Source organism: Desulforegulaceae bacterium (genome assembly GCA_034006035.1).
In the GTDB taxonomy this organism is placed as follows: Bacteria; Desulfobacterota; Desulfobacteria; order Desulfobacterales; family JACKCP01; genus JACKCP01.
The window spans coordinates 93,387-107,681 of record JAVETN010000003.1; the positions used below are offsets into that span (position 1 = coordinate 93,387).

The window sequence follows — 14,295 nt, forward strand, 5'->3', positions numbered from 1 at the left end:
ATAAAGATTTTTAAACACTCTTTAAAATCTAATTTTTTATAAACATTTTCTTATCTCCCTTAAATACAAAACATTTAAGAAGAAATAATTGTCTGTAAATTTAAACCAAGGCTCAATCCGGTTTTTATTTAAAACATTAAAAGTCTAAGGTAGATACTTCCAATGCGTGGGTTTGTATAAAATTTCTTCTTGGTTCAACCTCATCACCCATAAGAAGAGAAAAAATTTCATCAGCTGCTTCAGCATCTTCCACCTTTACCTGTAAAAGCTGTCTTGTTGAAGGATCCATTGTAGTTTCCCAAAGCTGATCCGGGTTCATTTCACCAAGACCTTTATATCTTTGAATTGAAACGCCTTTTTTAGCTTCTTCCATTGCCTTATTGTAAAATTCTTTTAAACTTTCACATTTGACAACTGAAGTTCCTTCTTTAGTTCCTATGTAAAATGGAAGATAATAGTATTTTTCAATAAAACTCCAGTCTTCAAGAATACTTTGATATTCCTTTGAAAAAACAAGTCTTCTTGAAATTCTTACAGGTTTTTTCTCTCTTACTCTTGATGATTCATGATCTTCATCTTCTTCTTCTATTTCAGGAGGAGTTAAGGTCAGCTCAAAAACCTCCTTTTCTTCATTCCAGATAAATTCATCTATAAAAAAATTACTTTGCTCAAACTTATCTTTTAAAAGGCTCATTTTTTCTTCACTTTGCAAATAATCCTTATCACTGACTTTTTCATCAAGCAAAATTTTTACTATTCTTTTTTCAAATCCCATATCATCAAGAAAAGAAAGGTTTTCATAAAGACTTATCAGTTTTAAAAGAAATTTAGAAACCTCATTGTCTTCAATTTTTGTCTTTTCTTTTCCTGATTCAACATATTTTAACTCACAAAATCTTGAAACCAGGTATTCATTAAAACCATGATCATTTTTAAGATAAACTCCTTTTTTACCTTTGCCTATTCGATAAAGAGGAGGCTGAGCTATATAAAGATAACCTTTTTCAATAATTTCAGGCATATGTCTGTAAAAAAAAGTTAAAAGAAGGGTTCTTATGTGAGCACCGTCAACATCTGCGTCAGTCATTATAAAAATTTTATGATATCTTATTTTTTCAATTTCATAATCATCTTTTCCAATTCCTGCCCCCAGGGCTGTGATCATATTTTTTATTTCTTCCGATTTTAAAAGCCTGTCAAATCTTGCTTTTTCAACATTTAGAATTTTACCTTTAAGCGGTAAAATAGCCTGGTATCTCCTATCTCTGGCCTGCTTGGCTGAACCGCCAGCTGAATCACCTTCCACCAGATAAAGTTCTTTTTCTTCAGGTTTATTTGACTGACAATCCGCAAGTTTACCAGGAAGAGTAGTATCACCAATATTTGCCTTGCTCCTTACAAGATCCCTTGCTCTTTTTGCAGCATCCCTTGCTCTTGCAGCATCCACTGCTTTTGCTATTATTTTTCTGGCATTCTGGGGATTTTCTTCAAGATAAATAGCAAGCTTTTCATTGACAAGAGACTCGACAATACCTTTAAGCTCACTGTTACCAAGTTTTGTTTTTGTCTGTCCTTCAAACTTAGGCTCTTTTAATTTAACACTTATTATTGCAGCCAAACCTTCCCTTACATCATCACCTGTTATTCTTGCTCTCAAATTTTTAGGAAGACTGTCACTACTTGCATAATTATTTAAAGTCCTTGTGAGTGCGCCTTTAAAACCGCTTAAATGATAACCACCTTCTGTGGTATTTATATTATTTGCAAAAGTATAAATTTTTTCATTAAATGTGTCATTGTACTGGATTGCAACCTCTACAGAAACATCTTCATGACTACCTTCAATTATAATCGGCTCATGAATGGCAGAGGAATGCTTGTTGATAAATTCAACATAAGTTTTTATTCCTCCCTCATAAAAAAAACTGTTTTTTTCATCAGATCTTTCATCTTCAATAGAAATTTTTATGCTTTTATTAAGAAAAGCAAGTTCTCTCATTCTTCTTGATAAAACTTCAAAATTAAAGTTGTTTGTAGACATTATTGTAATATCAGGTTCAAAGTGAATTCTTGTTCCGTTTTTTTCAGTTGAACCTATTATTTCAAGCTCTGTTACTTTTTTACCTTTTGAAAACTTTTGATTATAAATATTTTCATTTTTCCAGATTGTCATCTCAAGATTTTCAGAAAGGGCGTTTACCACAGAAATACCAACTCCGTGAAGTCCTCCTGATACTTTATAAGAATCATTGTCAAACTTACCCCCAGCATGAAGCTTGGTCATTACAACTTCTGCTGCAGGAACACCTTCTTTTTCGTGAAGATCTACGGGAATACCTCTTCCGTTATCTGTAACAGTCACACTATTATCTGTATGTATTGTTATGTCTATTTCATTGCAGTAACCAGCCATTGCTTCATCAATACTATTATCCAAAACTTCGTATACAAGATGGTGAAGACCTGCTTCTTCAGTATTGCCTATATACATGGAAGGTCTTTTTCTTACAGCTTCAAGACCTTCAAGTATTTTAATACTGCCTGCATTATACTCTCTTTTTAACTCAGACATTTTATTTCCTTAAAATTTAAATTTTTATCGGCATTATAGCCGCTGCATAATCAAGATTTTCAGAACCCGTTATTATACAATGTGATGATTTATCTTTCAAATAAAGAATTACAGAATTATCCTGAATATCTTTTAAAATATTTAAAATATATCTTGAATTGAAAGCTGTTTCAAAACCTTCTTTTTCAAATTTGATTCCTATGGATTCTTTAGCTTCTCCAAGTTCGGGATTACTTGAAGATAAAGTAAGGGTGTTATCTGAAAAATTAAAAAAAACTATTGGAATTTTATCATCTGCAACTATAGAAACTCTTTGAAGAGTATCATTTAAAATATTTTTATCAATCTCTATTGCGTATTCGTGATCCGGAACTACAAGTCCGCTGCAGTCAGGAAAATCTCCTTCCAAGACATTTACAGAATAAAATTCATTTCCCTGTTTGAGAATCAATAATTCAGATGTAAAAGATAAACTTACTTTTTCCTGATCTATAAACTTTATTAAATCAGAAATAACTTTTTTCGGGAGAAGAACAGATTTTGAGTTTAGTTCTTCGGGGATTAAAGATTCACTTCTTATTTCTGTTTTTATAATTCTTTTTGTATCTGTAGAAAACATTTTTAATGAAGAAAAATTTTTATTGTTTAAAAAAGAAATATTTATACCTAAAATAAAAGTCCTTAATTCGTTCATTTCCGGGTTAATTGAATTTCCTGCTGTAAGCATTTTTTTAAAAGAGTTGGAATTTGTATCAAAAAATTCAGAATCAAAATCAAGTGAAATTCCTGGGAAATCTTCAGGAGAAGCTCCTACAAGATGAAAATAAACATCTTTTGTACCAATTTTTATCCATTGGAAATCTATTTCTTCAATGGGTATAAAATCTTCTGGAAAATATTTAACTATATCAAAAAATTTTTTTGAATTAAGGGCAATTATGCCTTTTGTTTCTATTTCAGCTTCCATAGTGCAGTAATATTCAGAAATAAGATCAGTTGCTTTTACAGATATTTCTTTATCTGAAATTGTTTCTATAATTACATTCCTGGTTATTTGAAGAGAAGTTTTTTGACTTGTCATTCCTTGAATTTTTTCCAGAACATTTTTAAAGCTGTTTTTTTCTATTCTTATTTTCATATTTTAAAACCTTTTATTAATATATATTGTTAACTTGTTCATTAGTAACTTAATTGTTTGTTTTTATTTGGTTTTTAATTAACATCTTGTATTTTATAAACCTTATTTTTTATACAGACATATTTTTTATGTTAATAACTTTTAGTTCTGTTTTCAATCCATTTACTTATTGTTGACAATTCTTTGTTTATCCAATCTTCTGAAATTCTTAATAAAATGAACTTTTGGAAAAGTTTATCAACAAGGTCTGTCAATAACTCTAGGAAGTATGCTTTTTCTATAACAGATCCTTCTATTTCATCAGGTGAAGTTGAAAATTTATATTTTAATACATTGAATCCTGTAATATCCAGACTCTCTCCTTTAATAAGAAATTTAACATCTATATCTTCCCCTGTTTTAAAACTGATCTTAAGTTCTGTAACAAGGGCTCCTTTTTTTATTGCAAGAACTCCTTCATCAAGATTTGCTGTGTTACCGTTTATGGTTATTTTTTCTACTGATTCTTCTTTAAAATTTTCTATGACTATTTTATCATTAATGCTGAAATCTTTAATTTCAGGTGATATATTGTCAATAATTTCAGGTTTATTCTCTATTATAAACCAAAGCCATGTTAAAAATTCAAAACCTGTAAATTTATATTTATTGTACGCTACAGATATATCCAGCATTTTAAGACTCCCAAATATTTATATGTGAAGAAGTGTAGAAAACATCTTTGCTTGTATCTGAAATTCCATCATTAAAATAAACCTTTGTGTATGGAAAAAGTCTTATAATAGATGTTTTAAATGTTTGACGGAAAAGGGTTTCAAAAATTTCATTAATAGTTTTTTGGGTGGTAAAAAATATAATTTCGTTTTTTTCAGGTATCCATAAAATATCATAAATATCTGGTATGGAAGGCATCTGAAGGCTTAATCTCAAGATAATATCTTCTTTTAATTTTGATTTTTCATTCTTTGAAAGATAATCTTTATTTGCTTCTTTCATTATTTTTTTTGATTCAATAGCTAAATGCTTGTCAATTATTTTTTTTGGAATAGATTTTTTATCTATTCTCAGACAAAAAACAAAATAATTTCCATACTTTATAGGATCAAATTCAAAATCTGTGTCAAAATGATTTTCATAAGACACCCATCCTGCAATTGATTCAGTCATTTCAGATTCTGCAAATTCAGGAAATTGGTTTTCTTTTAAGCAAATTCTTATTTTTTCTGAAGAAAGTTTTTGGTCATCATCAATTTTATACCTTAAAAATGATGATGATGAGGTTAAAAGACCCATTTGTAACTCCTTTATTATGAGTTTAATTGTTTAATTTATAGTTTTTTAAATCAGGAATAAAAATTTAACCTCAGGGTAAATTAAACAATCAATGATTAAATTTAAAATCTGACTTTGGAATGGACAAAAAAGATAGTTTCCGTTTAATTAATATTTCAGGTACAACCATAAAGAATATATAATAATAAGCTTATAAGGCAATAATAATATGAAATTTTTAGCAGACCTTCATATACATTCAAAATATTCAATGGCAACAGCAAAAAATTCAGATTTGGAAAATAATTATATTTATGCTTCTAAAAAAGGAATTAATGTCATTGGAACAGGTGATTTTACCCATCCAGGATGGTTTAATGAACTTGAAGAAAAACTTGTAGAAGATAAATCAACAGGCCTTTTTTCTTTAAGAAAAGATATTAAAATAAGTTTAAAAGATGAAGTAAATAAGTCTTTTAATGAAAAAATAAGATTTATGCTTCAGTCAGAAATAAGTTCAATCTATAAAAAAAACGGAAAAGTCAGAAAAATTCACAACTTAGTTTATTTTCCATCCCTTGAATCAGTTAAAAAATTTAATTTTAAATTAAATTTAATAGGCAATATAAAATCAGACGGAAGACCTATTCTTGGGCTTGATTCAAGGGATCTTCTTGAAATTATACTTGAAACAGATGAAAGAGGCTTTCTTATTCCTGCCCATATCTGGACACCCTGGTTTTCTTTATTTGGTTCAAGATCAGGGTTTGATACCCTTGAAGAATGTTATGAAGATTTGAGTTCAGAGATTTTTGCACTTGAAACAGGACTTTCCTCAGATCCAGATATGAATTTTTTAATATCAAATTTGGATAAATATACTCTTATTTCCAATTCAGATGCCCATTCACCGGGAAAACTCGGAAGAGAAGCCAATGTTTTTGACTGTGAAATGTCTTTTTATGAAATTAAAGATGCTCTTAAAAAAAAGGATAAAAATAAGTTTAAGGGAACATTTGAATTTTTCCCTGAAGAAGGAAAATATCATTTTGACGGCCATAGAAAATGCAATGTCTGTCTTTCTCCAATGGAAACTCTTGAAAATAAGGGAATTTGTCCTGTTTGCGGCAAAAACCTTACCCTTGGAGTTTATTATAGAATAATTGAACTTTCAGACAGAAAAAATATAGACCAAATAAAAAAAGAGTCGCCGCCTTTTAAAAGTATAGTTCCTCTTACAGCCATATTATCAGAAATTTCAAAAGTAGGTCCAAACACTAAAAAAGTAAAAGCTCTTTATGAAAAGGTAATAAATAAAGCTGGTTCTGAATTTAATGCTTTATGGGGCTGTGAAAAAGATCTTCTTGATAAAATAGAAATTCCCCTTTTATCTGAAGCAATTGAAAGAATGAGAAATGATAATTTAAATATTGATCCTGGTTTTGATGGAGAGTTTGGCAAGGTCAGGATTTTTAATGCTAAAGAGCTTGATTCATTTCTCTCAAAAGGACAGGTAAGTTTTTTCAACAATAAAAAAAAAGATTCAAAACTTTTTGAATATAAAAAAAATCAAGAAGTTTTTAATCAAGCAAAAAAACTTTTTAAAGAAAAAAAAGAAGAAAAAACAATAGAAATTAATAAAAAAGAATTGAACAAAGAGTAATTAAAAGCAGTAAATTCAAAATCAAAAAATATAATTGTAACAGCAGGACCTGGAACAGGAAAAACCACTTGTCTTACAAATAGATTTTTTTATCTTTGCGAAAATGAAAAATTAAAACCAGAAAGGATTGCTGCGATAACATTTACTATAAAAGCATCTGATGAAATTCAGGAAAAAATCCTTGCTAAAAAATATAAAAAAAGGCCGTTTACAGGAACTTTCCATAGTTTTGCTTTGAGCTTTGAAAAAGACAATGTATTTAATATAATTGACGAAACAACAAAGAAATATATTTTAAAAAATCTTTGTAAAAAATATTTAGTTAAAACAAAATATACTGAAATTGAAGCTTATTTATCAAAAATCAAACAATCCCCTGAGTTTCTATTTAAAACTGATTATGAATATTTTGACCTTATTAAAAAATATGAAAAAGTAAAAAAATTAAGTAATTTAATAGATTATGATGATATTTTGTTAAATTTTTTTAAAAAAACTGAAGATGATGAGTTTAAAAGTTTAGTTAAAAATAAATATAATTGTTTTTTAATTGATGAATATCAAGATCTTAATAAAATCCAGTATGAAATAATAAAACAAATAACTGATAAAAATACTTATATATTTGCAATAGGAGATCCAGATCAGTCCATTTACGGGTTTAGAGGCTCATTAAATGATTTTCAATCCAGGTTTTTGAAAGATTTTGATAATGTGGAAAAAATAAGTCTTATTCAAAACTATAGATCCAGTGAATCAATTATAAATGCTTCTTTTCAGGTAATTAAAAAAAATGAATTAAGCAGCGATAGAAAAAAAGTTTATTCAGGTATTCAAGGTGAAAAGTATATAAATTTAATTGTTTCAGATTCTGAAAAGCTCCAGGCAAAATTTATTGCTGATGAAATTCAAAATCTCGTGGGAGGAACAGACTCTTTAATAACTTTCAAGAAAAATTTTAAGGATTTAACTAGTCTTTCTTTTTCTGATATAGCTGTTTTATGCAGAACAAAAAAAGAAGCTTTTTTAATTTCTTCTGTACTTGAAGAAAACTTTATTCCTTTTTCCAATATAAATGAAAAAAATTTAAATGAAGATAAACCACTTAAAAAGCTTTTTTCATACTTAAAAATGGTTGTCAGTGAACCTGATATTTCAGATCTTATTTTAAAGCCTTTTGGAATAAAAAATAAAATAGATAATATTGAAGAAAATATTGAAATAAATGAAGATATTTTTAATAAATTAACTGAAATAAGAAAAAATCTAAAGAATAAAAAAACAAGTGGAATTATAACTTATCTTATAAAAAACACAGATTTGAATAAATTTGAAAAAGATTATTCTTTTATGAATAAAATCGATTATATTCTCAAAATCTCAGATGAATTTAAAAAAATAAATGATTTTTTAATTGATATAAAATTGCACAAAATATCAGATATTGGATTTAAGGGAGAAAAAGTTAGTCTTATGACTCTTCATTCATCAAAAGGTCTTGAATTTGAATCAGTATTTATTCCAAATTGTTTTAATGGAAACATCCCTTTTATAAAATCAGCTGAAATTGATAAAATTAACGAAGAAAGAAGACTTTTTTATGTTGGGCTCACAAGGGCAAAAAAAAGACTTTATATTTTAAGGCCTGAAAAAATTAATATTTTCGGAAAATATAAAAAAACCAAGCCCTCACCTTTTTTAAATGATATGGAAAATAATCTTATAAATAAAAAAAATATAAAAAATTTAATTAAAGACAGTTTGAAAAAAGACAATCAGCTGAAGTTTTTCTGATTTTATAGAGGTGTTGTTTATAATATGATTAAATATTTGTTTTTATTGTTATTTTTTATGTTTATAACTTGTTCACAAACTTATTCTGATATTTATATTTATGTTGATGACAATGGAATTCTTTCATTTACCAATACCCCGACATCCCCTGACTATAAGTTTTATATGAAAGAGACTAAATCAAATGAAGATTTTGGTTTTTTTGTTACAGATGATCATCTTAACAACATTTTAAATTATGTTTCCATAGCAACCTCAGTTGAAAAGGAACTTATAAAGGCTGTTATAAAGGCAGAATCAAGCTTTATAAAAAATGCTATTTCTAAAAAGGGGGCAAAAGGATTGATGCAGCTTATGCCGGTAATAATAGAAAAATACAAAGTAAAAAACCCTTTTGATCCTTCTGAAAATATAATGGCTGGGTCTAAGTATTTGAAAAAATTAATGGATAATTATAAGGGTGATTTAAACCTTGTGCTTGCTGCATATAATGCCGGGCCCGGGGCTGTAAAGAGATTCAATGGAATTCCGCCTTATTCAGAAACCCGAAATTATATAAAAAGAGTTAAGTCATATTATCAAGAATATAAAAAATAATTAAAAATTATTCATTGAGGGGTAGTTTTATTTTTTTGTTTTTCAGGTCACTGCTTTGTCTGTATAAAATAAGAATATGACCAATCATTGAAACAAAAAAAGAATTTGTTTCTTTTACTATTGATTCAGATATTTTTAATTTAGATTCTTTTTCTTTGTAATCTATGAATTTAATTTTTATTAATTCATGTTTTTCTAAAGCCTGATCAACAGACTTGATAAAATTAAGAGTAGCACCGTTTTGACCTAAAAAAACAACAGGTTTTAAATTATGTGCCAATCCTTTTAAATGTTTTTTCTGAAAAGTTTTAAGTTCTTTCATAATTTTCTCTTTGTTTAAATTTAAAAACAATAAATTATATAAGCTAATATAATAAAAGACAATATTTATTTTTGAATACATTTTTAAGTTTTAATAAAATATGAAAATTTAATTGAAGTTATCAGGCTATTTTAATAAGTCAAAGTCAAGGTTTTATATGATTTGCCAAAATTTAGTGGTTTTTTGTTTAAATAAGATTGAAATATTTAGTTTAAAGGATAAATATATGAAATATCTAGCTTCTGCTGTTGTTGCAAATGAAAAGGGTGAAATATTCGAGCTTGAAGGTTATTGTGCTGCGGGAATGGCAGGAAATGACCTTTATTGTTTAAATGAAAACAATTCAATCAAAATTCCAGATTACAGCGAACTTATGTTTTTGCCTGACAGAGCTCCGATTTTATACAATAAGAGAACCAAAAACTATGAGATAGTTAAATTTAATCCATTTAATGAAAATGAAAAAATTTTTCCTGTGGCTGCTTTTAATTCCCCCGGGTATGTTATTACTTTAAATTCTGCTTTTGATGAAAATAAAGAAGCAAAACCTCTTCCTCTTTTTTCCTATGGTGCAGTAGGAGGGTTCAAAGATGATTATGTAAGTGCTGTTTATCAGGTAGACAAAGAAGACAGGCAAGATCTTTCGTTAATGCCTTTGGAAAAGGTTGAAGAGGGTTTGAAAGAAAAAATAAAAAGATATCCAAATAATAGACTTGTTTATCATTTGAAAAAATGTGCCCTTGAATGGGGGTGTCCTGCTGCAAAAAATTTTTTTTTGAAAAGATATGAAGCTCCTCTTCCAACTTCAAGAGTTTGCAATGCCAATTGTCTTGGATGCATTTCATTACAAAATCAAGATTTTATTTCAAGTTGTCAGAACAGGATAAACTTTACACCTTCTCCAGAAGAAATAGCCCAAATTGCTTTAAGCCATATAGAAAATGTTGAAAATTGTGTTTTAAGTTTTGGTCAGGGCTGTGAAGGAGATCCTCTTCTTGCCTGGGATGTTATTTTGCCTGCAATAGAAATTATAAGGTCAAAAACAGATAAAGGTACTCTTAATATGAATACAAACGGAAGTCTTCCGGAAATAATGGAAAGGCTTTTTAATGCAGGGCTTGACAGTATAAGAGTAAGTGTTAATTCGTTTCAGAAAAAATATTATTTAAAATATTTTAGACCAAAATATGAGTTTGAAGATGTTCTTCAAACACTAGAAAAAGCCAGGGAAAAAAATAAATTTGTCTCCGTAAACTATCTTAATATGCCTGGTTTTACAGACACAGAACCTGAAATGAAAGAACTTTTTAAAATAATTGAAAATTATAAAATAGACTTTATCCAGTGGAGAAATTTAAATTATGATCCAAAACTTTATTTTACTCAGATGTTTGATGGTTTTCCTCAAGACCTTATACCTTTTGGAATAATAAATTTAATAGAGTACCTTAAAAACAATTATCAAAATCTTCATCATGGATATTTTAATCCTCCAAAAGGAAAATACAAAAGTAATAAAACTTGTGCCAGGGAAGTTTTTGATGATAAACTTAATTGATTTTTATTTAAAACTGTTCACAATTTAATAAAACCATTTGGTTATTTATGCTTTCCAGGGGGATAAATATGGATATTAAGATTGGAAAAACTTTAGATATCAGGTTTACGGAACAGGGTGAAAGAAGAAGAAATTTTCCAAAATCAGGAGAGCTTAAAGCAAAAGTGATTGGAATCAGAAATTCCAGAAAAAATGCAGTTGTACTTGATACAGGACGAAGAGATAGGCGAACAAAAAGAATATTTAACGATCCTTCAAAATCAAAAGTTTTAACACTTTTAATAGAGAATGGGGATATGATTCCCAAAGATATTCAAACAGGAAATTACAAAATAAGTATTAAATTTACCGTAGAATAATATTTTTAAAAAAAATAATTCAAAATTTCACTTAGATTTTACTAAGAAAATCAATTTAGGTCTTTTTAATTAAAACAATTAAAAAAAAGGCCTTTTGATAAGATAAAGGCCTTAAAGCTTATTAGATTTTTAAATTTAAATTAAGTGATAATTTTTTCAAGTTTTTCTGAAATAGATTCAGCAGTAAAAGGTTTAACTACATAGTTTGAAACCCCGGCCTGAACTGCTTCAATAACATTTTGTTTTTGAGCTTCAGCAGTAACCATTAGAAAAGGTATATCTTTATAGGTGTTATCTGCTCTTACTTTTTTAAGAAGCTCTATTCCGCTCATTTTTGGCATATTCCAGTCACAGATTATAAGATCAAAGGAGTTTTTTTGTAATTCATCCCATGCTGTACTTCCATCGTCTGCTTCTGAAATATTTGTAAATCCAATTTGTTTTAATATATTTTTCAGTATTCTACGCATTGTTGAAAAATCATCTACAATAAGAACCTTTTTGGAAACATCCATTTTAGGCAACCTCCTGAGTTATTCTAAAGGGCATTTTGTTTTTAATATCACAAAAAATCATATAAAAAATTGATTAAAAATCTATTGAACCCGGTGTTCTTGGAAAAGGTATAACATCTCTTATATTTGAAATACCTGTAATAAGCATGATTAATCTTTCAAAACCTACTCCAAATCCGCTGTGATAAACACTTCCGTATTTTCTGGAATCAAGATACCACCAATATTCTTCTTTGTTTATTGAGCATTCTTCCATTCTTTTTAAAAGAAATTCATATCTTTCCTCTCTTTGACTTCCTCCTATAAGTTCTCCAATTTTTGGTACAAGAAGATCCATTGCAGCCACTGTTTTATTATCGTTGTTAATTCTCATATAAAACGGTTTTATGGTTTTTGGGTAATCATATACAAAAACAGGTTTTTTAAACTCTGTTTCTGTTATAAACCTTTCATGTTCAGTTTGAAGGTCTGCTCCGTAAATCGGCTCATATTGAAATTTTTTTCCCGATTTTTTTAAAATTTCAACAGCTTCTGAATATGAAATTCTTAGAAATCGGTTTTCCAATATGTTTTCAAGAGTTTGAAATAAAGTTTTATCCACAAATTTGTTAAATAATTCAAGATCTTCACTGCAATTTTTCCTTGTTTGAATAATTATATTTTTTATAAATTCTTCTGCAAGATCCATGTTTTGTTCAAGATCACAAAAAGCCATTTCCGGTTCAATCATCCAAAATTCTGCAGCGTGTCTAGATGTATTTGAGTTTTCTGCACGAAAAGTCGGCCCAAATGTATAAACATCTCCAAGGGAAAGAGCCATCATTTCTGCTTCAAGCTGACCTGAAACTGTAAGGTATACAGGTTTTGAGAAAAAAGACCCGTTTTTTAAAGCATCTGAAGAAACTGAAAACATATCGCCAGCTCCTTCACAATCAGAGGCTGTGATAATTGGAGTATGAATATAGTTGAATCCTTTTTTATAAAAAAAAGAGTGAACTGCCTGTGAAATCTCTGATCTTATTCTGAAAACAGCACCAAACTTATTGGTTCTTGGTCTTAAATGGGCAATGGATCTTAAAAATTCATCTGAATGCCTTTTTTTCTGTAAAGGGAAATCATCAGGGGCAATATTGTGGAATTTAATTTTTTCTGCCTGAACTTCCCATTTTTGACCTTTTCCCGGAGATCTTACCACTTTTCCAAAAACAGAGATAGACGAACCTGTTGTAAGTTTTCCTATTCTTTCATACTTTTCAAGGGATGAGTCTGCAATTACTTGTATGTTTGAAAGGCAGGAACCATCATTTAATTCAATAAATGAAAATGCCTTAGAATCTCTTTTTGTTCGTATCCATCCACCTATAAAAACTTTTTCAGGGGGATGGTCTGTTTCAATAAATTCTTTTATTTTTATTCTTTTCATTTTTTCTACTTTTTATAAACTTATTAAAATAAATATATAACATTATTGGACTTGTTTAACAACAGATGAGGCTTTTACAAATTCAAACTCTTTTTTCATTTCAGCAATATTTTTTTCCAGTGATTTTATTGTTGAATCATAGGGGTGTCCTATACCAACTGCATAACCTCTGTGAAAGGCAATATTTTTAAGTTTCTGAATTTGTCTGTTAATATAGTTGATATCTTGAATATTATCGAGAAACACATCTCTTTTTGCAAAATCAACTTTAAACATTCTGGCAGATTCAATACATTTGCTTTCAGGATTTGTAAGAGAGTCTACAAAAAACAGCTCTCTTTTTTTTATTATTGTAAAAACCTGATTCATAATATCGGAGTTTGCAGTAAGTTTTGACCCCATATGATTGTTTACTCCTTTTATGAAAGGCAGATAATCCAGATCATTTTTAAGGGTTCTAATAATTTGGTCAGGATCCATTTTTGATAAAAGCGCTCCGGGACCGGGATCAATTTCAGGATACTCTATTGGTTCCATAGGGATATGAAGCATAAATTCTGTTTTGGAATTAGATGCTTTTTTTGCAATTTCCTTTGCAAAGGGAGAAAAAGGAAGAATAGAAAGGGTGATATTTATTCCTAAATTTGAAAGTCTGTATGCGTTTTTTTTATCAAAGCCTATATCATCAATAATTATGCATATTTTCGGGAGACCTTTGTAGTCTGATTTTTTATCGGGGATAGATTTTTCTTCAGCTTTGTTATAAATTTCATATAAAATTTTTTTCTCGGACTGAATTTTTTTATCAATATTTGTTTTTATAGGTTTTTTTACAGAAATTGTTTTATTGGAGCTTTTTGCAATATAATTGTTTTTTAAATCCTTTTTTAAAGGAGGAAATAGAAAATAAAAGCTTGTAAAAGAGATTAAACAGAAAAATATAAGTATAAAGATAGAAATAAAAAATTTTTTTAAAGTGTCGAATTTTTTATTTCTATTTGCTTTTTTTTTATCCATTGGTTCCAAATCTTTATATCTATGGTAATATTTAAAATTTTATTTTGCAAAAAGTATCTAAAAAA

The 14,295-nt window shown here is 28.4% G+C and carries 13 protein-coding genes and 1 pseudogene; 6 read left to right on the plus strand and 8 right to left on the minus strand.

Going from position 1 to position 14,295, the window contains the following annotated elements:
- Nucleotides 1-136: 136 nt before the first annotated feature.
- From gyrB to rdgC, 4 genes are all read right to left on the minus strand, one after another.
- Nucleotides 137-2,572: a DNA topoisomerase (ATP-hydrolyzing) subunit B gene (gene gyrB / locus RBR53_03635; GenBank protein ID MDY0131740.1), complete on the minus strand. Its 2,436-nt coding sequence runs from the start codon at nt 2,570-2,572 to the stop codon at nt 137-139.
- 16 nt (nt 2,573-2,588) lie between these two features.
- Nucleotides 2,589-3,710 (minus strand): DNA polymerase III subunit beta, encoded by a 1,122-nt coding sequence (gene dnaN / locus RBR53_03640; protein ID MDY0131741.1) that lies wholly within the window; start codon nt 3,708-3,710, stop codon nt 2,589-2,591.
- Between the two features lie 131 nt (nt 3,711-3,841).
- Nucleotides 3,842-4,384, minus strand: coding sequence for a hypothetical protein (locus RBR53_03645; protein ID MDY0131742.1), 543 nt, complete (start codon nt 4,382-4,384; stop codon nt 3,842-3,844).
- 1 nt (nt 4,385) lies between these two features.
- On the minus strand, nt 4,386-5,003 hold the full coding sequence (gene rdgC / locus RBR53_03650) for a recombination-associated protein RdgC (protein MDY0131743.1): 618 nt from the start codon (nt 5,001-5,003) through the stop codon (nt 4,386-4,388).
- A gap of 208 nt (nt 5,004-5,211) precedes the next feature.
- Here rdgC and RBR53_03655 point away from each other — a divergent pair, with 208 nt between their 5' ends.
- The 4 genes and pseudogenes from RBR53_03655 to RBR53_03670 all read left to right on the plus strand — a co-directional run bounded on the left by RBR53_03655 (nt 5,212) and on the right by RBR53_03670 (nt 9,036).
- On the plus strand, nt 5,212-6,645 hold the full coding sequence (locus RBR53_03655) for an endonuclease Q family protein (protein MDY0131744.1): 1,434 nt from the start codon (nt 5,212-5,214) through the stop codon (nt 6,643-6,645).
- A gap of 15 nt (nt 6,646-6,660) precedes the next feature.
- Nucleotides 6,661-7,788, plus strand: a pseudogene (locus RBR53_03660) (ATP-dependent helicase).
- A complete protein-coding gene (locus RBR53_03665; GenBank protein MDY0131745.1) occupies nt 7,777-8,439 on the plus strand; it encodes a 3'-5' exonuclease in 663 nt (220 codons plus the stop codon). Before RBR53_03660 ends, RBR53_03665 begins: the two are co-directional and overlap by 12 nt.
- A gap of 24 nt (nt 8,440-8,463) precedes the next feature.
- The gene (locus RBR53_03670) at nt 8,464-9,036 is read left to right on the plus strand and encodes a lytic transglycosylase domain-containing protein (protein ID MDY0131746.1); all 573 of its coding nucleotides are present in this window, start codon (nt 8,464-8,466) and stop codon (nt 9,034-9,036) included.
- 7 nt (nt 9,037-9,043) lie between these two features.
- Here RBR53_03670 and yhbY read toward each other — a convergent pair whose 3' ends face one another.
- On the minus strand, nt 9,044-9,358 hold the full coding sequence (gene yhbY / locus RBR53_03675) for a ribosome assembly RNA-binding protein YhbY (GenBank protein ID MDY0131747.1): 315 nt from the start codon (nt 9,356-9,358) through the stop codon (nt 9,044-9,046).
- Between the two features lie 226 nt (nt 9,359-9,584).
- Here yhbY and RBR53_03680 point away from each other — a divergent pair, with 226 nt between their 5' ends.
- Together RBR53_03680 and RBR53_03685 are read left to right on the plus strand one after the other, a co-directional pair.
- Nucleotides 9,585-10,916 carry a radical SAM protein gene (locus tag RBR53_03680; protein ID MDY0131748.1) on the plus strand — a complete coding sequence of 444 codons (1,332 nt, stop codon included), beginning with the start codon at nt 9,585-9,587 and terminating at the stop codon, nt 10,914-10,916.
- A 68-nt stretch (nt 10,917-10,984) separates the two neighbouring features.
- Nucleotides 10,985-11,275 carry a hypothetical protein gene (locus RBR53_03685; protein MDY0131749.1) on the plus strand — a complete coding sequence of 97 codons (291 nt, stop codon included), beginning with the start codon at nt 10,985-10,987 and terminating at the stop codon, nt 11,273-11,275.
- A 140-nt stretch (nt 11,276-11,415) separates the two neighbouring features.
- Here RBR53_03685 and RBR53_03690 read toward each other — a convergent pair whose 3' ends face one another.
- From RBR53_03690 to RBR53_03700, 3 genes are all read right to left on the minus strand, one after another.
- The gene (locus RBR53_03690) at nt 11,416-11,790 is read right to left on the minus strand and encodes a chemotaxis response regulator CheY (GenBank protein MDY0131750.1); all 375 of its coding nucleotides are present in this window, start codon (nt 11,788-11,790) and stop codon (nt 11,416-11,418) included.
- A gap of 73 nt (nt 11,791-11,863) precedes the next feature.
- Complete coding sequence (asnS, locus tag RBR53_03695; GenBank protein ID MDY0131751.1) at nt 11,864-13,213, minus strand: asparagine--tRNA ligase; 1,350 nt, start codon at nt 13,211-13,213, stop codon at nt 11,864-11,866.
- Between the two features lie 42 nt (nt 13,214-13,255).
- Nucleotides 13,256-14,230, minus strand: a complete 975-nt coding sequence (locus RBR53_03700; GenBank protein ID MDY0131752.1) for a divergent polysaccharide deacetylase family protein — start codon at nt 14,228-14,230, stop codon at nt 13,256-13,258.
- Between the last annotated feature and the right edge of the window lie 65 nt (nt 14,231-14,295).

Excerpts from the sequence above, each read along its gene's own strand:
- rdgC (MDY0131743.1), bottom strand. The coding sequence starts at position 5,003 with ATGGGTCTTTTAACCTCATCATCATCATTTTTAAGGTATAAAATTGAT.
- RBR53_03670 (MDY0131746.1), top strand. The coding sequence starts at position 8,464 with ATGATTAAATATTTGTTTTTATTGTTATTTTTTATGTTTATAACTTGT.
- yhbY (MDY0131747.1), bottom strand. The coding sequence starts at position 9,358 with ATGAAAGAACTTAAAACTTTTCAGAAAAAACATTTAAAAGGATTGGCA.
- RBR53_03665 (MDY0131745.1), top strand. The coding sequence starts at position 7,777 with ATGGTTGTCAGTGAACCTGATATTTCAGATCTTATTTTAAAGCCTTTT.
- RBR53_03645 (MDY0131742.1), bottom strand. The coding sequence starts at position 4,384 with ATGCTGGATATATCTGTAGCGTACAATAAATATAAATTTACAGGTTTT.
- RBR53_03690 (MDY0131750.1), bottom strand. The coding sequence starts at position 11,790 with ATGGATGTTTCCAAAAAGGTTCTTATTGTAGATGATTTTTCAACAATG.
- RBR53_03680 (MDY0131748.1), top strand. The coding sequence starts at position 9,585 with ATGAAATATCTAGCTTCTGCTGTTGTTGCAAATGAAAAGGGTGAAATA.
- gyrB (MDY0131740.1), bottom strand. The coding sequence starts at position 2,572 with ATGTCTGAGTTAAAAAGAGAGTATAATGCAGGCAGTATTAAAATACTT.
- dnaN (MDY0131741.1), bottom strand. The coding sequence starts at position 3,710 with ATGAAAATAAGAATAGAAAAAAACAGCTTTAAAAATGTTCTGGAAAAA.
- RBR53_03655 (MDY0131744.1), top strand. The coding sequence starts at position 5,212 with ATGAAATTTTTAGCAGACCTTCATATACATTCAAAATATTCAATGGCA.
- RBR53_03685 (MDY0131749.1), top strand. The coding sequence starts at position 10,985 with ATGGATATTAAGATTGGAAAAACTTTAGATATCAGGTTTACGGAACAG.
- RBR53_03700 (MDY0131752.1), bottom strand. The coding sequence starts at position 14,230 with ATGGATAAAAAAAAAGCAAATAGAAATAAAAAATTCGACACTTTAAAA.
- asnS (MDY0131751.1), bottom strand. The coding sequence starts at position 13,213 with ATGAAAAGAATAAAAATAAAAGAATTTATTGAAACAGACCATCCCCCT.